The 24,229-nt window shown below is 63.4% G+C and carries 16 protein-coding genes and 1 tRNA gene; 6 read left to right on the top strand and 11 right to left on the bottom strand.

Annotated features, from left to right (window positions below; genetic code table 11):
• Positions 1-20 precede the first annotated feature (20 nt).
• Both AKL28_RS09490 and AKL28_RS24375 read left to right on the top strand, forming a co-directional pair.
• Positions 21-1,325 carry a carbohydrate porin gene (locus AKL28_RS09490; RefSeq protein WP_050467880.1) on the top strand — a complete coding sequence of 435 codons (1,305 nt, stop codon included), beginning with the start codon at positions 21-23 and terminating at the stop codon, positions 1,323-1,325.
• Positions 1,312-1,719: a hypothetical protein gene (locus tag AKL28_RS24375; protein WP_156226283.1), complete on the top strand. Its 408-nt coding sequence runs from the start codon at positions 1,312-1,314 to the stop codon at positions 1,717-1,719. Before AKL28_RS09490 ends, AKL28_RS24375 begins: the two co-directional genes overlap by 14 nt.
• Here AKL28_RS24375 and AKL28_RS09480 read toward each other — a convergent pair.
• Together AKL28_RS09480 and AKL28_RS09475 are read right to left on the bottom strand one after the other, a co-directional pair.
• A complete protein-coding gene (locus AKL28_RS09480; RefSeq protein ID WP_050467878.1) occupies positions 1,716-2,795 on the bottom strand; it encodes an SDR family oxidoreductase in 1,080 nt (359 codons plus the stop codon). The two genes, AKL28_RS24375 and AKL28_RS09480, sit on opposite strands and share 4 nt — an antisense overlap.
• A gap of 24 nt (positions 2,796-2,819) precedes the next feature.
• Positions 2,820-3,998 carry an MFS transporter gene (locus AKL28_RS09475; RefSeq protein ID WP_050467877.1) on the bottom strand — a complete coding sequence of 393 codons (1,179 nt, stop codon included), beginning with the start codon at positions 3,996-3,998 and terminating at the stop codon, positions 2,820-2,822.
• Between the two features lie 123 nt (positions 3,999-4,121).
• Between AKL28_RS09475 and AKL28_RS09470 the strand changes: the two genes are divergently transcribed.
• The 3 genes from AKL28_RS09470 to pbpC all read left to right on the top strand — a co-directional run bounded on the left by AKL28_RS09470 (position 4,122) and on the right by pbpC (position 13,347).
• Positions 4,122-5,003: a LysR family transcriptional regulator gene (locus AKL28_RS09470; RefSeq protein ID WP_050467929.1), complete on the top strand. Its 882-nt coding sequence runs from the start codon at positions 4,122-4,124 to the stop codon at positions 5,001-5,003.
• 283 nt (positions 5,004-5,286) lie between these two features.
• Entirely contained in the window at positions 5,287-11,058 is a 5,772-nt protein-coding gene (locus AKL28_RS09465) for an alpha-2-macroglobulin family protein (RefSeq protein WP_414735695.1), read from the top strand.
• A 36-nt stretch (positions 11,059-11,094) separates the two neighbouring features.
• Positions 11,095-13,347 (top strand): penicillin-binding protein 1C, encoded by a 2,253-nt coding sequence (gene pbpC / locus AKL28_RS09460; RefSeq protein WP_174525331.1) that lies wholly within the window; start codon positions 11,095-11,097, stop codon positions 13,345-13,347.
• A gap of 106 nt (positions 13,348-13,453) precedes the next feature.
• Here the strand turns inward: pbpC and AKL28_RS09455 are convergent.
• The 8 genes from AKL28_RS09455 to argH all read right to left on the bottom strand — a co-directional run bounded on the left by AKL28_RS09455 (position 13,454) and on the right by argH (position 21,725).
• Positions 13,454-13,538 (bottom strand) — tRNA-Leu (locus AKL28_RS09455).
• Between the two features lie 208 nt (positions 13,539-13,746).
• Positions 13,747-15,183, bottom strand: coding sequence for a DHA2 family efflux MFS transporter permease subunit (locus tag AKL28_RS09450; protein ID WP_050467875.1), 1,437 nt, complete (start codon positions 15,181-15,183; stop codon positions 13,747-13,749).
• 196 nt (positions 15,184-15,379) lie between these two features.
• Positions 15,380-16,105 (bottom strand): ABC transporter ATP-binding protein, encoded by a 726-nt coding sequence (locus AKL28_RS09445; protein ID WP_050467874.1) that lies wholly within the window; start codon positions 16,103-16,105, stop codon positions 15,380-15,382.
• Positions 16,102-16,863 (bottom strand): ABC transporter ATP-binding protein, encoded by a 762-nt coding sequence (locus AKL28_RS09440; RefSeq protein WP_050467873.1) that lies wholly within the window; start codon positions 16,861-16,863, stop codon positions 16,102-16,104. The genes AKL28_RS09445 and AKL28_RS09440 overlap by 4 nt, the downstream gene beginning before the upstream one ends.
• Positions 16,863-17,741, bottom strand: coding sequence for a branched-chain amino acid ABC transporter permease (locus AKL28_RS09435; protein ID WP_050467872.1), 879 nt, complete (start codon positions 17,739-17,741; stop codon positions 16,863-16,865). The genes AKL28_RS09440 and AKL28_RS09435 overlap by 1 nt, the downstream gene beginning before the upstream one ends.
• Positions 17,742-17,745: 4 nt before the next feature.
• Positions 17,746-18,627: a branched-chain amino acid ABC transporter permease gene (locus tag AKL28_RS09430; RefSeq protein ID WP_050467871.1), complete on the bottom strand. Its 882-nt coding sequence runs from the start codon at positions 18,625-18,627 to the stop codon at positions 17,746-17,748.
• Between the two features lie 252 nt (positions 18,628-18,879).
• On the bottom strand, positions 18,880-20,037 hold the full coding sequence (locus tag AKL28_RS09425; protein ID WP_050467870.1) for an ABC transporter substrate-binding protein: 1,158 nt from the start codon (positions 20,035-20,037) through the stop codon (positions 18,880-18,882).
• A gap of 290 nt (positions 20,038-20,327) precedes the next feature.
• Positions 20,328-21,725: an argininosuccinate lyase gene (gene argH / locus AKL28_RS09420; protein WP_050467869.1), complete on the bottom strand. Its 1,398-nt coding sequence runs from the start codon at positions 21,723-21,725 to the stop codon at positions 20,328-20,330.
• A gap of 386 nt (positions 21,726-22,111) precedes the next feature.
• Here argH and AKL28_RS09415 point away from each other — a divergent pair, with 386 nt between their 5' ends.
• Positions 22,112-22,936, top strand: a complete 825-nt coding sequence (locus AKL28_RS09415) for an HDOD domain-containing protein (protein ID WP_050467868.1) — start codon at positions 22,112-22,114, stop codon at positions 22,934-22,936.
• Positions 22,937-23,040: 104 nt separating this feature from the next.
• Here AKL28_RS09415 and AKL28_RS09410 read toward each other — a convergent pair whose 3' ends face one another.
• Positions 23,041-23,922, bottom strand: coding sequence for a dienelactone hydrolase family protein (locus AKL28_RS09410; protein ID WP_231602380.1), 882 nt, complete (start codon positions 23,920-23,922; stop codon positions 23,041-23,043).
• Positions 23,923-24,229 lie beyond the last annotated feature (307 nt).

Raw genomic sequence — 24,229 nt, 5'->3', positions numbered from 1 at the left:
CCCCGGAGCAGCCGATGAGAATGATGAAGAAATACCTGATCGCCGCGCTTCTGCCGATGCCGATGCTGGCTATTGCCGCCGACGACACGGCAGAAGAAACCTGGAACCTGAAAGGGCAGGCGACTTATATCTGGCAGCGCAAATCTCCTTTCAGCGCGGCCTATACCGGCCCCAACAGCCTGCGCACGCAAGCCGAGAAGTCGTATTCGTTTTCCGGCACGCTGTTCTTCGGCTACCGGCTGGCGGCCGGGACCGAACTGTACTTCAACCCGGAGGTCGTGCAGTCGGCCCCGATGTCGGACCTGACCGGGCTGGGCGGCATGCTCAACTCGGAGCAGCAGAAAGCGTCGGGCCCCAACCCCACTTTCTACCGTGCCCGCCTGTTTTTGCGCCAGACCTGGAACCTCGGCGGCGAGACCACGCGGCAGGAATCGCAGGCTAACCAACTGGCCGGAAACTTGAGCGCGCAGCGCGTCGTCCTGACCGTAGGCAACTATGCCGTGACCGACATCTTCGACAACAACGCCTATGCGCATGACGGCCGCACGCAGTTCATGAACTGGTCGCTGCTCACGCATGGCGCCTACGATTACGCAGCCGATACGCGCGGCTATACCTGGGGCGCGGCGATGGAGTATTACGACGGCGACTGGGTGTACCGTTTCGGCCGCTACCTGATGCCTATTGAGTCCAACGGCCAACAGCTCGACACGCGTATTTTCCGGCACTTCAGCGACCAGGCCGAGCTTGAATACAGCTACACCCTGGGTGGGCAACCGGGCAAGCTGCGCCTGATGGCATTTCACAATCGCATGATCAGCGGCAGCTTCCGGGACGCACTGGCGGCGGCCGGCAGCGGCACGCCATCGGTGGCGGATGTACGCAAGGAGCAGAGCAAATACGGGGCCGGCATCAACGTCGAGCAGAACCTTACCTCCGATATCGGCATGTTCCTGCGAACCAGCTGGAACGATGGCAAGACCGAGACCTACTCCTTCACCGAGGTGGAACGATCCGTAACCGTCGGCATGTCCATGGCCGGCACGCGCTGGGGCCGCGCCGATGACGTATTGGGTATTGCCGGCATCCGCAACGGCTTGTCGCAGGCACACCGCGACTACCTGGCTGCCGGCGGCACCGGCGTTTTCATCGGCGACGGGCGCTTGAATTACCGCCCCGAGGACATCGTCGAGGCCTACTACAACGTACGGGTTTCAAAGGCCGCGACGCTGGGACTGGACGTGCAAAAGATTTTCCATCCGGCCTATAACGCCGACCGTGGTCCCGTGCTGGTGGCCGGGGCGCGGTTGCATGTGGAATTCTGAAAGACAACGTGGAAAGACGTGTGATGGAGCCATTGCAATGACACCCTGTTTAAAATGGGGGCTGGCCTGCTTCGCCTTGGCCAGCCTCGCATCGTGTTCGTCAGGCGAACCGGAAAATCCCGACCCCGTCGCCGGAACGGTATTGCGCGTCATCGGCGCAGGTGAAAATCCAGGCACGCTGGAGCCGTGCCTGGCCAGCAGGTTGGCGCAGCTGCAGGCAGGAGAAAAGTTTGCGGCCATCCGTTACCGCCACTGGGCAAGCCACTTTGTCTCAACCACTTTCGCTGAAATTCCCGATGGCATGGAGATCAGGAAGGGCATGCGGCTTGAAATCGTACCGGGGCAATGCGGCAAGAATGAGCTGGCCTTGATCGTCAGGGAAATCCCAAACTAAGGGATGACCTTGCGCTGCCTGAATTGCTCAAACAGCCGGTAAAACATCTGTTCGCTCTCCACATAGTCATGGAAGCCGAAGCGCCGCGCCTTGGAGCCGTCGCCAAACATGTCGTAGTCCCACGAAAAAACGAAATCGGCAAAACCCCATGACGACAGCGTGTCGTAGGAATGCGCGGCCAGGCCGTGGGCGCGCGCGATGCTTTCCCATAGCGGCGCCTTGTCGCTCATCACGTCGGCCAGCGCCAATGGCAGCGGCGGCCCGACTTCCATATCGAACCAGCGCGCGATCTTCGGCCACATCTCGCTCCAGCGGAAGATATCGCCGTTGCCGATGTTGAAGGCCTGGTTGGCGCAGCCCGCATTGGCCGCGGCCCATACCGTCGCCTTGGCCAGCAGGCCGGCATCGGTCATCTCCACCAGTCTGTCATAGGCGCCAGGTTTGCCGGGGAAGCGCAGCGGCAAGCCCAGCGCTTTCGAGATGCTGGCATACACCGCAATCGCCAGCGCCAGGTTCATCGGATTGCCCAGTGCCGCGCCGCCTACTACCGCCGGCCGGATCGCGGACCAGCTCCAGCGATGGCCTGACTGCGCCTGCCGTTGTTCCAGGTAACGCTGCTGGTCGAACATGAACTCAGGCGGCATGAACTGCGCATCGGTTTCGCGCGCCGGCGTCTTGAAGGGTCCCAGATGGCCGCCGTAGACCTTGTAGCCTTGCATCAGGCTGATGTGGCGCAGTCCCGGCGCGGCCGCTTCAACCGTTTCCACCGTGTTCTCCAGCATCGCCAGATTGGGCGCCACCAGTTCGCTCCAGGTGGCGCGATGCTGGTAGGCGGCGTAGAAGATGTGGGTCACGTGCTCCAGCGGCGCCAGCTTGGCGCGCGTGTCGGCCGCGTCCAGCAGGTCGACCGCGATGTGGCGCAACCTGCCGTCTGCATGGCCTTCGCCGCCGCGGCGCGACAGGCCGATCACTTCCCACTCGGGCAGCGTGAGCAGGTGTTCGATCAGATTGCTGCCGATGACGCCGTTGGCGCCGACGACCAGGGCGGTTGGCTTGCCTGTGTTTTCAGTAGACATTCGCTTTCTCCGGTCGGGGCAGGATCAGCAGGCTTCGACACCGGCGGGACGTACTGCGGGAGCCTTGCCATCCATCTTCCAGCTCACCAGCGCCACCACGATGCCTGCAACGGGCAGCAAGGCCGCGACATAAGGCACCGAGTGCAAGCCGGGGCCATGATCGATGGTCAGGCCGCCCAGCCAGGCGCCGACGGCATTGCCGAGATTGAAGGCGGCGATGTTGGCCGAAGAGGCGAGGTTGGGGGCGCCGGTAGCCTTTTCCAGTACGCGCATCTGCAACGGCGGCACGGTGGCGAAGGCGGCCATGCCCATCAGGCCGACGCCGATGATCGAGGCGATCTTGTGGTCATTGGTCAGGCCGAACAGCACCAGCACCACGGCCAGCGCCACCAGGCTGCCGACCAGCGTGGCCATGAGCCTCTTGTCGGCCAGCTTGCCGCCCAGCAGGTTGCCGATCACCAGGCCCACGCCGAACAGCAGCAGGATGGGCGAGACGGCCGCTGCCGGGAAGCCGCTGATGTCGGTCAGGATGGGAGCGATATAGGTAAAGGCCGCGAATACGCCACCGAAGCCCAGCACCGTCATCATCAGGCCCAGCAGCACTTGCGGACGGCCCAGCACACGCAGTTCCTTGCCGAAATCGGCCTGTTCGCCGCCCTGCGAGCGCGGCACCAGGAAACCGGTGGCAGCCAGCGCGACCAGGCCGATGGCGGTTACCGCCCAGAAGGTGGCGCGCCAGCCGTACATCTGGCCAAGCCAGGTGCCGAAAGGCACGCCCAGTACGTTGGCCACGGTCAGGCCGGTGAACATCAGGGCGATGGCGGAGGCTTGCTTTTCCTTGGACACCAGGCCGGTCGCCACCACCGAACCGACGCCGAAAAATGCGCCGTGGGCGAACGAGGCGACGACGCGCCCGATCATCAGCATGTTGTAGTCCGGCGCGATGGCACACATCAGGTTGCCGATCACGAACACCACCATCAAGGCCATCAGCAGCGTCTTGCGCGGCAGGCGGCCGGTGGTGGCGGTGACCAGCGGGGCGCCGACGAATACGCCCAGCGCGTAGCCGGTCACCAGGAGGCCGGCGGCCGACAGGCTCACGCCCAGGTTGGCCGCGACTTCCGGCAGGAGGCCCATGATCACGAACTCAGTGGTCCCGATGGCGAATGCGCTGATGGTCAGCGCCCAGAGTGCAATTGGCATTTCAAATCCTTTCTGTTGGCCGGCGTCCGGAAAGGCTTTGCCAGCGATGGAAAAGATTGTGCCTGTAGTCTTTGTTGAGAAAAATACCGTTAAAATCAAAAAATATTTGATCTGGAGTCAATGATGTCGATTCAATCAGAAGAATTGCGCACTTTCGTTGCCGTGGTGGAAGCCGGCAGCCTTTCCGCCGCCGCAGAGGTGCTGGAACAGACCACCTCAGGCGTGAGCCGGGCCCTGTCGCGGCTGGAAGAAAAGCTGGGCGCAAGCCTGCTGACCCGCACCACGCGGCGCATGGACCTGACCGAAGAAGGCCAGACCTTTCTCGAACAGGCGCGCAATATCCTGGCCGCGATGGAGCAAGCCGAGGAGGCGGTGCGGGCACGCACGCAAAAGCCGGTCGGCAAGCTGCGCGTGGATGCGGCCGCGCCGTTCATGCTCCATTGCGTGGTGCCGCATGTGGGCGCTTTCCGGGAAGAGTATCCCGAGATCGAGCTGGAGCTGACCACCAATGACCGCTTCATCGACCTGGTGGAACAGCGCACCGACATCGCCATCCGCATCGGCGAGCTGCAGGATTCCACGCTGCATGCCAAGCCGCTCAGTTCGGCACGCCTGAACATCGTCGCCAGTCCCGGTTATCTGGCGCGCCATGGTGAACCCAAATCGGTGGAGGAGTTGGAGCAGCATCTGCTGATTGGATTCTCCCTGCCCGAATCGCTCAACAATTGGCCGTTGCTGCATGCCGGCGGCGACCGCTATCCGACCAGGCCGGCGATTCGCGCTTCCAGCGGCGAGACCATTCGCCAACTGGCATTGCACGGGCAGGGCATCGCTTCGCTGTCCAATTTCATGTCGGATGCCGATATTGCCTCCGGCCGGCTGGTCAAGCTGCTTGAGCCTGCATACAGCGGTTACCAGCAAAAGATTTCGGCGGTCTATTACCGCAATACCCAACTATCGAGGCGCATCAGCTGCTTTTTGGACTTTTTACAATGTAAGCTCTGATCCGCCCTCCAGCCAGGCAACAAATTGCCGTAATTCAGGTCACAGCGCCATTCGCGGTTACGCCGGGGGAAACCACCGGCAACTGCGCCACAACAAGATCGATCCGGAGAACAAGATGAAGCAAACGGAAGCCTGCATGGCCGCAGCATGGAACGCCAGGACGAAGCAGATGCTGCCGGCGCGGGCCGGTACCGGGCCGGCCAGGCGGGTATCCATCCGCAAGGTGCTCAATGGGTTCAGCGCATTCGGCGCGAGCCTGCTGGCAATCGGCGCCTTGGCCGGCATGGCCCTGTCGCCCTCGATCGCTGTGGCGGCCAGTGCGACCGTTACCGGTTTTTCGCCGCAGGGTGAGGTGGCGCGCATTCGCCAGGTGCGGGCGCGGTTTTCCGAGTCCATGGTCAAGTTCGGCGATCCCAAGGCCGGCTCGCCCTTCGACGTCGATTGTCCGGTGGCCGGCAGTTCGCGTTGGGCGGATGACAAGAACTGGATCTTCGACTTCGAACGCGACCTGCCGCCCGGCACAAGCTGCAGCTTCAGCCTGCGCATAGGAACGAAATCGGTGGCCGGCAGCCCGGTCGGCGGCAAAGGGCGCTTCCAGTTCAGCACCGGCGGCCCGTCCGTGACGCGTGCGCAACCGTATGCCGGCGCGCGCATCGCGGAAGACCAGGCGTTCATCCTGTTCCAGAATGGCGCGGCGACGGAAGCTTCGGTGCGCGACCATCTTTATTGCGAAGCCGAAGGCATCAATGAGCGTATCCCCACCAAACCGCTGGCTGAAGGCGACCGCAAGGCGTTGCTGAAGGAATTCGCCAAGAACGTCGATCCTGCTTCGGTCACCACGGTGCAATGCCAGCAGCGCCTGCCCAATGACGCCCATGTGCAACTGGTGTGGGATCGCGGCATCGCCGCCGCTAACGCGCCATCCATCGTGACCGCGCAGCCGCAGGTGTTCAAGTTCCAGGTGCGCAGCGAATTCACCGCCGGCTTCAGTTGTCAGCGCGAGAATGCCAATGCCGCTTGTTCGCCCATCCTGCCGGTGACGCTGTCGTTCTCTTCGCCGGTGCCGCGCAAGCTGGCTGCGCAAATTGTGATGAACACCACTACCGGCAAGATCAAGCCCGACCTGAACCCGAACGAGCAGGGCGAGACCATCCGCGATCTCAGCTTCAAGCCGCCGTTCCCGGAAAAATCCGAATTCACGATCACGCTGCCAACCGGCTTCCAGGACGAGGATGGCCGCACGCTGGGCAATGCCGGGTCCTTTCCGCTGAAGTCGGCGCTGGCAGACTTTCCGCCGCTGGCCAAATTCCCTGCGGCGACGTTCGGCATCATCGAACTCAATGCCGACCCGGCCTTGCCGGTGACTTTGCGCCGTGTCGAAGCCGGTTTGCAGGTGCGCGGCGCAGATGGTAAAGCCATGCCCGGCAAGGTGGCCGACCTCAAGGTCGATGGCGACAAGGGCGTCATCGCCTGGCTTGCCCGCTTGAACAAATACCACGAGAAATGGGGCGACCCGAAGAAGGTCGATTCGCGCAGCATCAGCCTGCTGCAGAAGGAACCGGGCGTGAAGAAGCTCGACCTGCCGCCGCTGAAGGAGGCCAAGGACGGCGTGTGGCCCTTTGAAGTGGTCGGCATTCCGCTGCCGGACCCGGGGTTCTACGTGGTTGAACTGGAATCGCAGAAGCTCGGCGCTTCGCTTCTTGGCAAACCGCAGCCGATGTATGTGCGCACCAGTGCATTGGTGACCAACCTTGCCGTCCACGTGAAGCTGGGCCGGGTCAACGGCGCCGTATGGGTGACCCGTCTGGACAATGCCAAACCGGTTGCCGACGCCGATGTGCGTGTGTCCAATTGCGACGGCACGCAGCTGTGGCAAGGCCGGACCGACGCCAACGGCGTGGCCATCATGCCGGCCCTGGAAGACGCCTGCGCCAGCCGGCCCTACAGTCAAGCGAATGAGGGCAGCATCAGTGGCCTGTTTGTCAGCGCCCGCAAGACGGATGAGAAAGGCCGCGCCGACATGGCTTTCGCGCTGAGTTCGTGGAACGATGGCATCGAGTCCTGGCGTTTCAATCTGCCGACCGATACCGGCAAGGTCGCCACTACGCGCGCCACCACCATCTTCGACCGCACGTTGTTCCGCGCGGGCGAAACGGTATCGATGAAGCATGTGATCCGTACCGAAACCATGCAAGGCTTCGGTACGCTGCGCAAGGAAGACCTGCCCACGCGCGTGCGCATCACCCACCAGGGCAGCGGCCAGGAGTTCCAGTTCCCGCTGGTCTGGCGAGGACAGAAGAGTTCGGAAACCGTATTTGCCTTGCCCAAGCAGGCCAAGCTTGGCATCTACGACGTGGTGCTGGACGATGGCAAGGTCAACGCCAACAGCCAGGATGCGGACAATAACCAGGCCGAGGGCGAGCGGGGCTGGTATGGCGGGCGCCGCACCTACTACACCGGCAGCTTCCGCGTCGAGGAGTTCCGCCTGCCGCTGATGCAGGGCCGCATCACGCCGCCCAAGGGCGCGCAGGTCGCCATCAAGGAATTGCCGCTCGACCTGCAGCTGAATTACATCAATGGCGGCGGTGCTGCCGGCCAGAACGTGAGCGTCTCCAGCCTGGTGCGTTCGCGCAGCGTCAGCATCGGCGGCTACGACGGTTTCTCCTTCGAGCCGCCGCGCGCCGATGACAGCAGCAATGCCGACGACCAGAAGATCGTGGCCGACAAGCTGTCCGTCACGCTGGACAAGAATGGCGCCGGGCGCACGGTGATCGCCAGGCTGCCGGCCTCTTCGCGGGCGCAGGAGCTGGTCACGGAGATGACTTACAGCGATCCCAACGGCGAGGTGCAGACCATCTCCACCACCACGCCGCTGTGGCCGTCCGGTGTGGTGGTCGGCCTGCGCGCCGGCAACTGGATTTCGGTCAAGAAGAAACTGACGCTGACGGCCGTGACGCTCGACACTGCCGGCCAGCCGCAGGCCGATGTGCCGGTCGAGATCCGCGCCATCGCGCGCAAGACCAACTCGCACCGCAAGCGCATGGTCGGCGGTTTTTATGCTTACGAAAACGACCAGAGCACGCAAGACCTCGGCAAGCTGTGCTCGGGCAAGAGCGACCGCCACGGCATGTTCATGTGCGACACCGAATTGTCGGAACCGGGCAATGTCGATGTGATCGCTTCTGCCAAGGATGCGCGCGGCAATGCCGCCGCAGCGTATTCGTCGGTGTGGGTGACCGGCCGTGGCGAACTGTGGTTCGAGGGCGAGAACCAGGACCGCATCGACATCCTGCCGGAGAAGAAGAGCTACCAGCCCGGCGATACCGCCAAGTTCCAGGTGCGCATGCCGTTCCGCTACGCCACCGCGCTGGTGGCGGTGGAGCGCGAAGGCGTGATCGATACGCAGGTGGTGCAATTGTCGGGGCAGGACCCGACCATCGCCGTGCCGGTGAAGGCCGGGTATGGGCCTAACGTTTATGTTTCCGTGCTGGCCGTGCGCGGGCGCATGCGCGAGGTGCCGTGGTATTCCTTCTTCCTGTGGGGATGGAAGGAGCCGATCAACTGGTGGCATGAGTTCCGCGAATACCAGGCGCCGGGCCCCATCGTCGACCTCTCCAAGCCGGCCTGGAAGTTCGGTATTGCCGAGATCAACGTCGGCGAGGCCGGGCATAAGCTGCAAGTGACGGTGAGCGCCGACAAGCCGGCCTATCCGATCCGGGCCACGGCCAAGGTGACGGTGCAGGTCAAGCTGCCCGACGGCAAGCCGGCGGCCGGCGCCGAATTCGCGCTGGCGGCGGTGGACGAGGCCTTGCTCGAACTGCAGCCCAACACCAGCTGGGATGTGCTGCATGCGATGCTGCAGCGGCGCAGCTATGGCGTGGAAACCTCGACTGCGCAGATGCAGGTGGTGGGCAAGCGCCACTACGGCAAGAAAGCCACGCCGGCGGGCGGCGGCGGCGGCCGGGCGCCCACGCGCGAACTGTTCGACACGCTGCTGCTGTGGAAACCCAATGTGACGCTGGACGCTGAAGGCCGCGCGCAGCTTGAGGTGCCGTTGAACGATGCACTGACCTCGTTCCGCATCGTCGCCGTGGCCGAAAGCGGCGCCGGCTACTTCGGCACCGGCAGCATCAATATCCGCTCGACCCAGGACGTGCAGGTCATCTCCGGCTTGCCGCCGCTGGTGCGCGAAGGCGACAGCTTCAGCGGCATGGTCACGGTGCGCAACACCACCACGCACGACATGAAGATCAAGGTGACGGCGCGTGCCCAGGGCAACCTGCCTGCTTCAGCGCTGAGCCTGCCGGACCGCGAAGTGGCGGTGGCGGCCGGCCAGTCGGCCGAGGTGGCGTGGCCGGTGCAGGTGCCGGAAGGCATTGCGCAACTGGCCTGGGAAATCGGCGCGCAGGAGCAGGGCGGACAAAACGCCAAGGATGCGATGAAGTTCAGCCAGCGCGTGTTGCCGGCAGTGCCGGTCACGGTGCAACAGGCCACGCTGTTCCAGCTCGACAAGAGCGCTGCCATCAGCGTCGCCCAGCCCGCAGGCAGCCTGCCGGGACGCGGCGGCCTGGCGGCAACGATCAGGCCCAGCCTGGCCGGCGGTACCGAAGCGTTGACGCGCTACTTCACCGACTATCCGTTCTCTTGCCTGGAGCAGAAAACCTCCAAGGCCATCGGCCTGCGCGACGAGGCCGGCTGGCAGAAGATCGCCGCCGACTTGCCGACCTATCTCGACGGTGACGGCCTGGCGTATTACTTCCCGCCATCGGACAGCGGCGCGCGGCGCGGCAGCGATACGCTGACCGCCTACCTGCTGGCGGCCACCAGCGAGGCCGGCTATGCGATCCCGCAGCAAAGCCGCGACAAGATGCTGGAGGGGTTGGCCAACTTCGTCGAAGGGCGCGTCACGCGCGATTTCTGGTCGCCGCAAAAAGACCTGGACGTGCGCAAGCTGGCCGCGCTGGAGGCGCTGTCGCGCTACAACCGTGTGCAGCCCGCCATGCTCGGCTCGCTGCAGATCAATCCCAACCAGTGGCCGACTTCCGGGCTGCTGGACTGGATCGCACTGTTGCAGCGTGTCCCTGCCATCCCCGAGCGCCAGAAGAAGCTTGATGAAGCGGAACAGATCCTGCGCGCACGCCTGAACTTCCAGGGCACGCGCATGGGCTTCTCCAGCGAAGAGGGCGATTACTGGTGGTGGCTGATGAGCGGCGGCGATGCCAATGCCAACCGCCTGATCCTGCTGGAACTGAACAATCCGGCCTGGCGCGAAGACATGCCGCGCCTGGTGGCCGGTGCGATCGGACGCCAGCAGCGCGGCCATTGGAACACCACTACCGCCAATGTCTGGGGCAGCCTGGCGCTGGAGAAATTCGCGCGCAAGTTCGAGAGTGAGCCAGTCAGCGGCAGCACGCGCGCCACGGTGGAGCAGGGTGGGGCAACGGTCGCGACCCAGGCCCTGGCATGGAGCGGAGCCGCCACCGGCGGCAAGCTGCAATTGCCCTGGCCCAAGGCCGATGCCGCGGGTGGCGCCGTGCGTTTCACGCAGGAAGGAAGCGGCAAGCCGTGGGTGACGCTGCAAAGCCTGGCTGCGGTGCCGCTGGCGCAGCCGTTCTCCAGCGGCTACCGGATCACGCGCAAGGTAGAAGCGGTGGAGCAGAAGCAGGCCGGGAGCTACACCCGTGGCGACGTGCTGCGCGTGACGCTGGATATCGATGCCCAGACCGACATGACCTGGGTGGTGGTCACCGATCCGGTGCCGGGAGGCGCATCGCTGCTGGGTTCCGGGCTGGGCCGCGATTCGGCCATCGCCCAGGGCGACCAGGACAAGCCGCGTGATCGCGGTTTGGGTTGGCTGGCCTATGAGGAGCGCAGCTTCGAAGGCTATCGCGCCTACTACGAGTCCATGCCCAAGGGCCGTACCAGCATCAGCTACACGGTGCGCCTGAACAACGCCGGTGAATTCAATTTGCCGCCGACGCGGGTCGAGGCGATGTATGCACCGGAAATGTTCGGCGAAATTCCGAACAGCAAGATCGTGATCAAGGCGCCGTAGCAAGGCGCCGGGAAGATGAGAGAAATGGCCACTGGCATGTTTGCCCGATGCAGGACAGTCAAGGCGCTGCGCACGCTGATGCTGGCGACGGCGTTGCTGGCGCCTTTGGCTGCGCATGCCGTGCCCAGTTTCGCCGACGTGAAGCGGGATTTCCTGCCATCCGAGGCCAGCCTCTATGACCGTCACGGCGAGCTGCTGCAACAGCAGCGCGTCAATATGGAAGAACGCAAGCTGGCATGGGTCGGGCTGGAGGATGTGTCGCCGGCGCTGCGCAATGCGCTGGTGGCGTCGGAAGACCGGCGCTTCTACCAGCATAGCGGCATCGACTGGAGCGCGGTGGCCGCATCCGCCTGGGGCAACCTGTGGCATACGCGCACGCGCGGCGCTTCTACCATCACCATGCAACTGGCCGGACTGATCGATGCCGACCTGCGCCGCAAGTCTTCCGCGCGTTCCGTCACGCAAAAGATCTCGCAAGCGTTTGTCGCGCAGGCGCTGGAGCGCTCGTGGCGCAAGGACCAGATCCTGGAGGCCTATCTCAACATGGTGGCGTTCCGCGGCGAGCTGGTCGGCGTACATGCGCTGTCGCGTGTGATGTTCGGCAAGCATCCGAGCGGCCTCAACCAGAGCGAGGCGGCCATCGCCGTGGCGCTGATCCGCGCGCCCAATGCGACGCCGCGGCGCGTATTCGAACGCGCCTGCGCAATCCTGAAAGAGGAACGCGTGCCGGAGCAATGCAATGGCCTGGATGGCGCCACCGAGCTGGCATTGGCGCTCGCCAATACCCGCCGCGATTTGCCGGGCGCCAGCGATGCGCCGCAGCTGGCTCCCCATCTGGCGCGCAAGCTGCTCACGCAACCCGGCCAGCAATTGCGCTCGACGCTGGACGCCAGCCTGCAGCGCTTCGCTTCGCAAGCCTTGCGCCGGCAACTGGCCGGTCTGGTCGAGCGCAACATCGAAGACGGCGCGGTGATCGTGATCGACAACGCTAGCGGCGAGGTGCTGGCCTGGGTCGGCTCCAGCGGCAGCGCGCTGTCGGCGGCGGCCAACGTCGACGGCGTGGTGTCGCAGCGCCAGGCCGGTTCCACGCTGAAGCCTTTCCTGTATGAGCTGGCGATCGAAAAGAAATGGATGACCGCCGCCTCGCTGCTGGACGATTCGCCGGTCAACCTCGCCACCTCGGCCGGGCTCTACATTCCGCAGAACTACGACAAGCAATTCAAGGGCTTGGTCAGCCTGCGCACCGCGCTGGGCTCGTCGCTCAACATCCCGGCCGTGCGCACGCTGGTGACGGTGACGCCGGAACGTTTCTTCCAGCGGCTGCAGGCACTGGGTTTCAATCTGCGCGAGAGCGGAGACTATTACGGCTACAGTCTGGCGCTGGGCAGCGCCGACGTGACGCTGGCCAATCTCGCCAATGCTTATCGTGCGCTGGCCAACCAGGGACGCTATTCGCCATTGCGCACCCGCCTGAATGAGGGCAAGGCGCCGGTTCGGTTTGCCCAGGCCATGGACCCCGATGCTTCGTTCATCATCGGCGACATCCTCTCCGACCGTAGCGCCCGCGCAAGGACTTTCGGATTGGAAAATGCGCTGTCCACGCGTGTCTGGACTGCGGTCAAGACGGGAACGTCGAAGGACATGCGCGATAACTGGTGCGTCGGTTACTCGGCGCGCTATACGGTCGGGGTGTGGGTCGGCAACGCGTCGGGGGCGCCGATGTGGGACGTGTCAGGCGTGACCGGCGCAGCGCCGGTGTGGCAGGAAGTGATGCAATACCTGCATGCGGGCAGGCCGGATGCGGCGCCGGCGAAGCCTGCGAACGTGGCGGCACGCGCCATCCGCTATGAAGGCGATGTCGAGGCGGCACGCACCGAATACTTCTTGCCGGGCACCGCGCAGTCCGACATCCGCATTGCCCGCGCGCGCGAGATCCGTCCTGCCATCACTTATCCCACTACCGGGATGCTGGCGGCACTCGATCCCGACATTCCGCCGGCACGCCAACGCATCCGGTTCCGCACGCAAGGAGCGCCTGCAGGCAGCCGCTGGGTGCTGGATGGCAAAGTGATTCCCGATGCCATCATGCGTGCCGGTCGTGCGCATGTGCGGCAGGTTGCGGTCAATACTTCTGTGGACATGGATCAGGAGCTGGCTTATGACTGGATGCCATGGCCCGGCAAGCATGTGCTCGCACTGCAGGACAAGTCGGGAGAGGAGCTTGATAGCATCCGGTTTGAAGTGCGCGGCGCGGTGGAGCGGCCGCAGGAAAAAGTGAAAAAGAAATAAGGGGGCGTCGCTGCAGCGGAAAGCATGCTGCCGATGCCGAGCTGCGAAAAGTGGGACCGGAAAAGACAAAAGCCGGTTGAACAATGCTCAACCGGCTTTTAAATCCTGGTGCCCACGGAGGGACTCGAACCCCCACACCTCGCGGCACATGGACCTGAACCATGCGCGTCTACCAATTCCGCCACGTGGGCCTTATCAGACACTGCGGTAAAGCCGCTGTGCTTGAAAGAGGCTGCATATTAAGGGTAATTGAACGAGTGGTCAACAGGGGATTGAATTTTTTACGGATTTTTTTGCGAGGCAGGTCAAACGATATACGGATCAGGCTTTCACTATGACGGCCAGTGAAACAAAACTCCGCATATCGGGCAACCCGCCGCTTTGCACGGGATCCCTGGTTTAGCCATTCGATTCATGGTGCGGCGGGCTTTGCATGCGCGTGCGCACGAAAGAGCCGGCCAGCGCGGCAGCCATCGCCGCTGTCAAGGCGCCCAGCAGGAACGCGAGGCGATAGCCGCCATTGAGTGCGGTAACAGCATCGGCGCCCGCGGCGGCCAGGCCGGCGGTGCAGCTCGCCGCCAGGCTTGCCAGGATGGCGAGGCCCAGGGCGCCGCCCATCATGAACGATGTGTTGACGATGCCGGAGGCCAGGCCCGACTCCTCGACGGCCACGTCGCTCATCGCAGCCAGCAGTACGGGATTGAACGCCACTCCCGCGCCCAGGCCGATCAGCAGCATGCCCGGCAGCACGTCCGCCATGAAGCCGCCGTCGACCGGCGCACGCGCAAACAGCGCCAGCCCGGCCGCAGCCACCAGCAGCCCCAGGGATAATGGGATGCGAATCCCGAAGCGCATCACCAGCTTGGCCGACAACCCCAGCGAAAGCACCGCCATGGGGATGCTGGCGGGAAGGAAGGCCAGCCCCACCTGCATGGCGCTGTAGTTCAGCACACGCTGAAGATAAAGTGCCGAGATGAAGGACCAGGCAAACAGGGAAGCCGCCCACATCACTCCCACCACGTTGGCGGCGGCTACGTTGCGCAACGCCATTATGTGCAGCGGCATGAGCGGATGCGAGACGCGCGATTCGATGACCAGGAACGCGATCGCCAGCAGCAGGGAGATGGCCAGCTGGGCCAGCGTTTGCACGGAGAGCCAGCCGGCTTCATTGGCATGTACCACGGTGTAGACCGCCAGCATCAGCGATGCGGTCACGGCGATGGCGCCCGCCACATCCAGCTTGACGCGAACGGCCAGCGGCTTGTCCGCGGGCAGGAGCGCTACGCATGCGGCATAGACCGCCAGTCCGATCGGCAGGTTGACCAGGAAAATCCAGTGCCAGTTGAAGGCGCTGGTCAGCAGCCCGCCCAGCAGCACGCCGATGGTGCCGCCGCCGGCGGCGACGAATCCGTAGATGCCCATGGCCTTGGCACGATCCCCCGGCGAGGTGAACAGGCGCATGATGAGCGACAGCGATACCGCCGACACCAGGGCGCCGCCGAATCCCTGCACAGCGCGCGCCGTAACCAGCAGCACTTGCGAGTTCGCCAGCCCGCACGCGGTCGATGCCAGCGTGAACAGCGCAATCCCCAGCAGGAACAGCTTGCGCTGCCCGAACAGGTCGCCCAGCCGGCCACCCAGCAGGAGGAAGCCGCCGAAGGTCAGCATGTAGGCGTTGACCACCCACACCAGCGAGGTTTCGCTAAAGCCGAGGTCGGACCGGATGGAGGGCAGCGCGACATTCACGATGGTCGTATCCAGCACGATCATCAGCACGCCAAGGCAGAGTACGGTAAGAGCGATCCAGCGTTTGCTTTCGTCGGTGTTATGCGTCATGGAAGCGTTCCTGTCGGGGCGGCGCCATTTCATTGATGAGGCGCCAGGGTGTCATCGGGACGGTTGATTGCGCCAAGGGCGGGAGATTCGTGGAAACTCAGTCGGCCACTTTACTACAACCGCCGTCTTCATTCGTGGCTCCAAAAAAACGGCGACCGCAAGGGCCGCCGTTTTTTTCGCAGAGGGGAAGACAAGCTCAACCGCCCAGATACGCTTCCACTACCTTCGGATTGCCCAGCAGGTTGGCGCCGGTATCTTCCAGCACGATCTTGCCGGTTTCCAGCACGTAGCCGCGTTGCGCGATGCGCAGTGCCTGGCGCACGTTCTGTTCCACCAGCAGCACCGTCATGTCGGTCTTGTTGATCTCCTTCACGATGCGGAATATTTCCTGGATGATCAGCGGGGCCAGGCCCATCGACGGTTCGTCCAGCAGCAGCACCTTGGGTTTGGCCATCAGCGCGCGGCCGATCGCCAGCATCTGCTGCTCGCCGCCGGAGAGGTTGCCGGCCAGGCCTGCGGCGCGGTTCTTCAGCACCGGGAACAGCGAATACACCCACTCCAGGTCGCGCGCCACGCCATCCTTATCCTTGCGGGTATAGGCGCCCAGCGCGAGGTTTTCTTCAACGGTTAGCGTGGTCAGCGTGGCGCGGCCTTCGGCCACCTGCACCACGCCGGATTCGACGATCTTGTGCGGCGACAGCTGCACCAGGTCCTGGCCGTTGAAGAGCACGCGGCCGCGCTGTGCCTTCACCAGTCCCGAGATGGCCAGCAGCGAGGTGCTCTTGCCGGCGCCGTTGGCGCCGACCAGCGCGGTGATCTCGCCTTCGTTCAAGGTCAGGCTGATACCCTTGACCGCTTCAATGTGGCCGTAGGCGACGGCCAGGTCCTCGACCTGCAGGATGGGTTTGCTGTTGCCTGTCATGCTTCTTCCTTGCCGAGGTAGGCCTCGATCACTTCCTGGTTGTTCTTGATCTGGTCCGGCGTGCCTTCGGCGATGATCTTGCCGAAGTTGAGCACCGCGATGCGCTCGCACAGGCCCATCACGAAGCGCATGTCGTGCTCGATCATGAAGATCGAGAAGCCGCGCTGCTTGATGTTGACGATCTCGGCCATCAGTTCGGTCTTCTCGGCCGGGTTCATGCCGGCCACCGGCTCATCCAGCAACAGCAGCTTGGGCTTGGTCGCCAGTGCGCGGGCGAACTCCAGCTTGCGCTGTTCGCCGTAGGAGAGGCTGTCGGCCAGCATGTGCGCCTTGTGCTCCAGGCGTACCCAGGACAGCAGCTCCAGTGCGCGCTCGCGCGCTTCCTTTTCGGCCTTGCGGAAGCCGCCCAGGTTGAACAGCATGCCGGCCACGCCATAGTTGAGGTGGTCGTGCATGCCGACCACCACGTTTTCCAGCAGCGTCATTTCCTTGAACACGCGGATGTTCTGGAAGGTGCGGGCGATGCCGCGCTCGGTGATCTTGTGCGGGGCGACTTCGCCGATATCTTCGCCGTTGAAGGCGATGCTGCCGGAGGAGGCGCGCAGCAGGCCGGTGATGAGGTTGAAGACGGTGGTCTTGCCGGCGCCATTGGGGCCGATCAGGCCGAAGATCTCGCCTTCGCGGACGTTGAAATCGACGCCTTGCAGCACCTGCAGGCCGCCGAAGTTCTTGCTGATCTGCTTGAGTTCTAAGAGCATCACTTCACCTTCTTGTCTGCAGCGTTGCGGCCCAGGATCGCGCGGATGCGGCGCGGGTCCCAGATGCCCTTGGGCAGGTAGAGCACCACCAGGATCAGGATCAGGCCGTTGATGGCCAGCCGGAAGTCCTTGAAGTGGCGCAGTACTTCGGGCAGCAGCGAGAGGATGGTCGAGCCGATCATCGGACCGATCAGGTTGCTGGTGCCGCCGAAGACCGCCATGGTCAGGATGTCGACCGCGTTCTCGAAGCCGTAGTTGTTGGGGCCGATGGTGAAGGTGAAGTGGGCGTTCAGGCCGCCGGCCACGCCGGCGATCGCCGCGCCGATGACAAAGGCCAGCAGCTTGTAGCCGGCCACGTTTACGCCCATCAGGCGCGCCGCCACTTCATCTTCCTTGATCGCTTCGAAGGCGCGTCCGGTCTTGGAGCGGCGCAGGCGCGCGAGGCAATAGATGGTCACGCCCAGCAGCAGCACGATGTGCCACCACTCGGTGAGCGGCGGCACGCCGTTCAGGCCCATGGGGCCGCCCGTGATATCCAGGTTCAGCACGATCACGCGCACCACTTCGCCGAAGCCCAGCGTCGCCATCGCGAGGTAGACGCCCGAGAGGCGCAGGGTCGGGATGCCGATCACCAATGCCACCAGCGAAGGCAGCACGCCGCCCGCGGCCAGCGCGACGGGGAAGGGCATGTCGAACTGCATGGTCAAGAGCGACGCGGTATAGGCGCCGATGCCCATGAACGCCGCATTGGCCAGCGACAGCAAGCCGCACGACAGCGTCACGTAGATCGAGAGGGCTAGCATGGCGTTGACGCCGATGCTGAAAATGACTGTGTTGTAGGTGGCCCAGAAACCATCCCACCATTCCATAAAGCTCATGGTCTTATGCCTTTCTTTCCAGCACTTTGCCAAACATGCCGGACGGCTTGACCAGCAGGATCAGGAACAGGAGGCCGAAGGCCACCGCATCGCGGAAGTCGCTCGAGATATAGGCTACCGTCAGCACCTCGGCGAAACCGAGGAACAGGCCGCCGATCATCGCGCCGCGGATGTCGCCCATGCCACCCAGGATGATCACGGCGATGCCCTTGTGCAGCATCGGCTGGCCCATGAAGGGCGAGATCGCGTTGAAGGACACGCCTACCAGCACGCCAGCAGCGCCGCCCAACGCGGCAGCCGCGAACGAGGTCAGCAGGAACAGGCCCTCGACGTTGATGCCCAGCAGGTAAGCCGCCTTGGGCGACTCGGCGATGGCGCGCAGCGCGCGGCCGAGCTGCGTCTTGCGCATCACGGCCAGCAGCACCACCATCAGCACGAAGGCGATCACCACGATGGCCACTTGCACCGCGGTGATGTGCAGGTTGCCCAGGCTGACGCTTTCTTCGGGGATGGTGCCGACCGGGAAGCGCTTGTTCTCGGCGCCGAACAGGCCTTGCGAGATGTTGGTGATCATGATGGCCACGCCGATGGTGGCGATCATCGGGATCAGGTGGGGCGCATTGCGTTTGCGCAGCGGCTTCAGGACCAGCACGTCGATGACCAGGCCGAGCAGGCCGGTGGCGACCATGGCCAGGATCAGCGCCAGCCACAGCGGCAGCGCCATTTGCTCGACCAGCAGCAGGGCGGCATAGCTGCCCAGCATGAAGATCGCACCGTGCGAAAGGTTGATCACGCCCAGCACGCCGAAGACCAGCGTGAAACCGAGCGCGAAGAGCGCATACACGCTGCCCAGCGAAAGGGCATTGATGAGCTGTTGTTCTAACATAGAGCCTGCGATAGGTAATGGGAATTGCTCTCGCGCCTGGGGTGTCCCGGTCAGGCGGGCGATGTATCCCTCGTTACATCGGAAGTGCGGCTCTTTCTAAGAGCCTGTTCTGGTTTCCGTTCTGTTCAAACCGGATGGCAGCCGGCGGTCCTTGGTACGTCTGCAGTGAGGCGCATGACCGGCCAGGGCCGGTCATGCGGTACTGCAACTCAGGAGAGTTTCGCTGCGTGCTTGCGTATTGCCGGCGCTGAATTACTTCAGCAGGACGAACTTGCCGCCCTTGGCGATATTGACGATCGCTTCCTGGTCGGCGTCGAAGCCCACCTGCTTGCCAGCGACTGCCGGAGCGGGACGGAACGCAAACTTGCCGGTTGCGCCTTCGATCTTCACCGAGGGCAGCGCTTTGCGCACGGCGTCGCGGTCGTTGGCCAGGTTGCCAGTCAGCTTCACGTTCTTCAGCGCGTCGGCCATGATGTACAGGGCGTCATACGCTTGCGCCGCGAACTGGTCGGGATCGGAACCGAACTTGGCCTTGTAGGCTGCGATGAATGCCTTGTTGACCGGGGTCAGGTTTTCCGACGACCAGGGGCTGCCCATCAGGGTGTTGTCGCCGGCGTCCTTGGCGATTTCGAACAGCTTCGGCGAGTTCAGGCCGTTGCCGCCGATGAAGGGCTGCTTCATGCCCAGCGCGCGGGTCTGCAGGATGATGTTGGCGGCTTCTTCAGCCAGGCAGGAGCAGACGATGGCGTCTGGGTTGCCGGCTTTGATCTTGGTCAGCTGGGCCTTGAAGTCGACGTCGCCCTTGGCATAGGCCTCGGTGGTGGTGGTCGGGATCTTCTGCTGTTCCAGCGTGGCCTTGAAGACATCGTAGCCCGACTTGGTGAAGGCGTCGTCGTTACCGTAGATCACGGCGACCTTCTTGATGTCGAAATGCTTCACGGCAGCCTTCACGGTGACTGGCAGCACGTCGGCTTCCATCACGGAGTTGCGGAAGGTGAAGGGGCCCATCGCGGTGATGCCGTCAGCGGTGTTGCTGGTGCCGAAAGCCACGACCTTGGCGGCGTTGGCGATCGGGTCGGCAGCGAAGGCCGAGTTCGACAGGGTGGGGCCGAATACTGCCAGCACCTTGTCCTGGAAGATCAGTTTCTTGAAGACGTTGATGGCTTCTTCTTTCTTGCCTTGTTCGTCTTCAATGACCAGGGCCAGCTTGCTGCCGTTGACGCCGCCCTTGGCGTTGACTTCCTCGGCGGCCAGCGTGAAGCCGTTCTTGATGGCCACGCCGTACTTGGCGGCCGGGCCGGTCAGCGCTTCAGCAACGCCCAGCTTGATGTCGGCGGCCATGACGCCGTGCGACAGGGTAGCGCCCAACAGCAGCGCGGGAATGGTCTTGAGCATGGTATTGATTTGCATCGAGTTCTCTCCTCAGTTAGATATTTTTAGGAGCCGCCCTCCCGTCCTCGCGCACGCGCGATTCTTCGAAGCGATTCCTTCATCGAGGATGATGCAAAGATGCCCGGGATAGCGGGACTTGTGCTCCATCCTCTGAAGACCGTTTTGCGGCCTCTTTCGATACAGCCGGCACAGCATACCTCAAAAGTATGCGGCGCCGGCTTTTACAACCCGCCGCGATGCGCCCGGGTAGGGTGCGCCGCAGCAGCATGCGAATTCCATCCCCGTGGGAATGGCGGGTGGTGCTTGTTTCAGTTCTTCAATTCGTTGCGGATATGCGCAATGGCCGCACGCACCTGGTTGGGCGCGGTGCCGCCGATGTGGTCGCGCGCGGCGACCGAACCTTCCAGCGTCAGTACCTCGAACACGTCTTCGCCGACCAGCGACGAGAACGCGCGCAGTTCGTCCAGCGACAGGTCGGCCAGGTCGCAGCCGCGATCCACGCAGGTACGCACCGCATGCGCGACGGCTTCATGGGCGTCGCGGAAGGGCAGGCCCTTCTTGACCAGGTAGTCGGCCAGGTCGGTGGCGGTGGCGTAGCCTTGCAGCGCAGCGGCGCGCATGGCGTCTGGCTTGACGGTGATGCCGCGCGCCATGTCAGCGAAGATGCGCAGCGTGTCGGTCAGGGTGTCGACGGTGTCGAACAGCGGTTCCTTGTCTTCCTGGTTGTCCTTGTTGTAGGCCAGCGGCTGGCCCTTCATCAGGGTCAGCAGCGACACCAGGTGGCCGTTGACGCGGCCGGTCTTGCCGCGCGCCAGTTCGGGAACGTCCGGATTCTTCTTCTGCGGCATGATCGACGAGCCGGTGCAGAAGCGGTCGGCGATGTCGATGAAGCCCACACGCGGGCTCATCCAGATCACCAGCTCTTCCGACATGCGCGAGATGTGGGTCATCACCAGCGCGGCGGCGGCGCAGAATTCGATGGCGAAGTCGCGGTCGGAGACGGCGTCCAGCGAGTTGCGGCAGACGTCGTCGAAGCCGAGGGTCTTGGCTACGCGCAGGCGGTCGATCGGGAAGGTGGTGCCGGCCAGGGCGGCGGCGCCCAGCGGCAGGCGGTTGATGCGCTTGCGGGCATCGGCCATGCGCTCGGCGTCGCGGCCGAACATCTCGACATAGGCCAGCACGTGGTGGCCGAAGGTGATCGGTTGCGCCACCTGCATGTGGGTGAAGCCCGGCAGGATGGTGTCGGCGTGCTGTTCGGCCAAATCCAGCAGGGCCAGGCGCAGCTCGCGCAGCAGGCCGATGATGTCGTCCACGGCGCCGCGCATGTAGAGGCGGATGTCGGTGGCGACCTGGTCGTTGCGCGAGCGGCCGGTGTGCAGGCGCTTGCCGGCATCGCCGACCAGTTCGGTCAGGCGTTTTTCAATGTTCAGGTGGACGTCTTCCAGATCCAGCAGCCATTCGAACTTGCCGGCGTCGATTTCGCCCTTGATCTGCGCCATGCCGCGCTGGATTTCAGCGTAGTCGGCGGCGCTGATGATGCCCTGGTGGGCCAGCATTTCGGCGTGGGCCAGCGAGCCCTGGATGTCGACCTGGGCCAGGCGGTTGTCGAAAAAGACCGATGCGGTATAGCGCTTGACGAGGTCGGAGACGGGTTCAGAAAAGCGAGCCGACCAGGCCTCACCTTTTTTCGAAAATTGGTCTGTCATATAGGGAATTCCGGAGAATGGGCGATTATAGCAAGCGCAGCAGCGTCAAGCCACGTCGCGGCAGCTGGAAATGCTGCGTGCCGCAGCTTTTTCGCATCTGCGGCACAGAGGCATGCACGCTTTTTCCATCATTCCCTTGCCGGATTCTCATCTCCTGATGATCTGTTTTTGCAGTGTTTCCCAGTGGCATTGTTTGTGCTTGTTGTTTCTGTACAGCCTCTTTTGCAAAGCGTAAAAAGCTTGCACGATTGGCAAATCAAGCCGCTATACTCGAATCGCGATGACTGGCCTGGTTAACTGGGATGCAAGCGGAAAGTTAAACGGCGCTCGCTGAGAGATTGGAAAGATGTTCGGGGGTCGTCTTATACAATACAGGAGAAATAGTCATGAACCTGGAAGCACTGTTTCAGCAGCAAACCGCATTGCCGAGCATTCCCAAGGTGGTGCAGGAAGTCATCGAAAGCTTCAACAACGAATCCGTCTCGATTGAAGAGATCGGCAAGAAACTGGCGGCAGACCAGGTGCTCAGCGCCAAGATCCTGCGCCTGGCCAATTCATCCTACTACCATGTCTCGCGCACCATCGGCACTGTCGAGGATGCGGTGCTGATGCTGGGATTCATGACCGTACGCACACTCGTGGTCAGCGCCGGCATGGCGGGCAGCTTCAAGAAGCTGCCGGGGGTGGACCTGAAGCTGTTCTGGCGCTATAGCCTGGATACCGCCATCATCGCCAAATGGCTGGCCAAGCGGGTCAAGGCCAATTCCGATTTCGCGTTCACCGTCGGCCTGATGCACGCCATCGGCCAATTGGTGATGCATGCCGGCATGCCGGAGCAGGCGCTGCAGGTGGACAAGGTCGCGGGGCCGCTGGATGCGCGCCGCCTGGATGTGGAGCGCAAGTCTTTCGGCTACGATTTTTCCGATGTCGGCGCCGAACTGGCCAAGCGCTGGCGCTTCCCGGATGAATTCTCGCAGGTGATCAAGGCTTTCCCGCAGCCGCTGGAAGGCAAGTTCGACCAGTTCGCCGCCATCGTGCATTTGGCCGCCTGGCGTGCCCGCGCCGAAGAGAACAAATATTCGGCCGACGAGCTGGAGTCGACTTTCCCGTCTGACGTGGCCGGGAAGCTGGGACTGACGCTGGAAACCTTTACTGAGGACATGCCGCCGCTGGCAGAGCTGGGCGAGGGCATGCAGGAATTGATCAGCTGACGCACTAATCACTGCAAAAAGAAAATGCCGGCATACCAAAGTGTGCCGGCATTTTTGTTTGGTCAGGGTGTCGCGTGGAAGTTCGAGGACGGCTTTAGAACGTCTTAGTTGAGCTTGGCTTCGAGAAAATTCAGCATCGAACGGTAGGCCATCGCGCGTGCGTCCGGGTTGCTGCCGCTGGTCACGCCCGATCCGGGCTTGCCGATGCCGTTGATGTCCATGCGCACATGCACCGGCAGGCCGGGAGCATCGAAGTCATGGTAAGTGTCCGGATACAGGCGCAAGGCGATTTCGGTGTCGCTGCCTTCCATTTTCTTTTCCATCGCTTCGCACGCCTGGGGCGGCGTCCAGTCGTCGTTCTCGCCCATCAGGATCAGCAGCGGCGCTGCCGGTTTGAACGGCGTGCCGGGCTTGGCGTAGGGCTGGCAGTTCGGATAAAAGGCGACCGCGGCGCGCGGCTGCACCTTGCGCACGGCAACATCCGTGTCGGCCAGGTTCATCGCGGCCAGCACGGTGCTGGCGCCGTGCGACCAGCCCAGCAGCGCTACGCGCGACATGTCGACATCCGGTTGGGAGGTGACCCAGTGCAGCGCCGCCTGTACGTCGTAACGCCGGTTCATGACGCTGGCTTCGCGCTGGGCGGCGCTGTCCTGGCAGGTCGAGCGCCGGCCGCGCGGCGTGAAGCTGTCCGGGAACAGCACGTTGTAGCCGGCATCGGTCAGCGCGCGCGCCATGGCCAGGTGGCGCGGCGTGAATTCGCCCTTGCCGTCGCGGATCATGCTGTACAGGCCGCCGCAGCCATGCAGGGCGATCACGGTCGGGAACTTGCCCTTCTTGTCCGTGGGCAGCGACTTGCGCGCCTTGATCCACACGCCATACAGCGCGGTGGCTTTGCCGCCTTTGCCATCGACGCTGGTCAGCGAGACGCGTTCGGCGACCAGCGGCGGCGGTGGCGGTGCGGCGTTGGGCGCAGCCTGGACGAGCATGGGCGTGGCCGCAAAAAAGAGAGCGCCGACGCAAAACGAGACGAGAGATTTTCCCGAGATACGCATGTTGTGTAATTCCCCGTATCGATACCCGCGCCGCCGTTCTCGACTTGTCCCCACGGGCCGTGAATGTTGATTTTTCAATAAAACCAGCATCCCGGCTGCGGCAGCTGCGGTTGAAACCTTGATGAGATTCCATTTTACAAAATTGGAGGGCTGCGCAGAGGTTCCGGCCGATTTTTGCAGTGCAAAAAACTGATTCGGCGCATGAAAAAAACTCAGCTGTACGGCAGGCGCAACACAGTTG

It is taken from the genome of Herbaspirillum chlorophenolicum (assembly GCF_001189955.1).
Lineage (GTDB): Bacteria > Pseudomonadota > Gammaproteobacteria > Burkholderiales > Burkholderiaceae_D > Herbaspirillum > Herbaspirillum chlorophenolicum.
Note: the sequence above shows the minus strand (reverse complement) of the source record. Positions and strands in the feature narration are given on the sequence as shown.

Excerpts from the sequence above, each read along its gene's own strand:
- AKL28_RS09490 (WP_050467880.1), top strand. The coding sequence starts at position 21 with ATGATGAAGAAATACCTGATCGCCGCGCTTCTGCCGATGCCGATGCTG.
- AKL28_RS24375 (WP_156226283.1), top strand. The coding sequence starts at position 1,312 with ATGTGGAATTCTGAAAGACAACGTGGAAAGACGTGTGATGGAGCCATT.
- AKL28_RS09480 (WP_050467878.1), bottom strand. The coding sequence starts at position 2,795 with ATGTCTACTGAAAACACAGGCAAGCCAACCGCCCTGGTCGTCGGCGCC.
- AKL28_RS09475 (WP_050467877.1), bottom strand. The coding sequence starts at position 3,998 with ATGCCAATTGCACTCTGGGCGCTGACCATCAGCGCATTCGCCATCGGG.
- AKL28_RS09470 (WP_050467929.1), top strand. The coding sequence starts at position 4,122 with ATGTCGATTCAATCAGAAGAATTGCGCACTTTCGTTGCCGTGGTGGAA.
- AKL28_RS09465 (WP_414735695.1), top strand. The coding sequence starts at position 5,287 with ATGGCCCTGTCGCCCTCGATCGCTGTGGCGGCCAGTGCGACCGTTACC.
- pbpC (WP_174525331.1), top strand. The coding sequence starts at position 11,095 with ATGTTTGCCCGATGCAGGACAGTCAAGGCGCTGCGCACGCTGATGCTG.
- AKL28_RS09450 (WP_050467875.1), bottom strand. The coding sequence starts at position 15,183 with ATGACGCATAACACCGACGAAAGCAAACGCTGGATCGCTCTTACCGTA.
- AKL28_RS09445 (WP_050467874.1), bottom strand. The coding sequence starts at position 16,105 with ATGACAGGCAACAGCAAACCCATCCTGCAGGTCGAGGACCTGGCCGTC.
- AKL28_RS09440 (WP_050467873.1), bottom strand. The coding sequence starts at position 16,863 with ATGCTCTTAGAACTCAAGCAGATCAGCAAGAACTTCGGCGGCCTGCAG.
- AKL28_RS09435 (WP_050467872.1), bottom strand. The coding sequence starts at position 17,741 with ATGAGCTTTATGGAATGGTGGGATGGTTTCTGGGCCACCTACAACACA.
- AKL28_RS09430 (WP_050467871.1), bottom strand. The coding sequence starts at position 18,627 with ATGTTAGAACAACAGCTCATCAATGCCCTTTCGCTGGGCAGCGTGTAT.
- AKL28_RS09425 (WP_050467870.1), bottom strand. The coding sequence starts at position 20,037 with ATGCAAATCAATACCATGCTCAAGACCATTCCCGCGCTGCTGTTGGGC.
- argH (WP_050467869.1), bottom strand. The coding sequence starts at position 21,725 with ATGACAGACCAATTTTCGAAAAAAGGTGAGGCCTGGTCGGCTCGCTTT.
- AKL28_RS09415 (WP_050467868.1), top strand. The coding sequence starts at position 22,112 with ATGAACCTGGAAGCACTGTTTCAGCAGCAAACCGCATTGCCGAGCATT.
- AKL28_RS09410 (WP_231602380.1), bottom strand. The coding sequence starts at position 23,922 with ATGCTCGTCCAGGCTGCGCCCAACGCCGCACCGCCACCGCCGCCGCTG.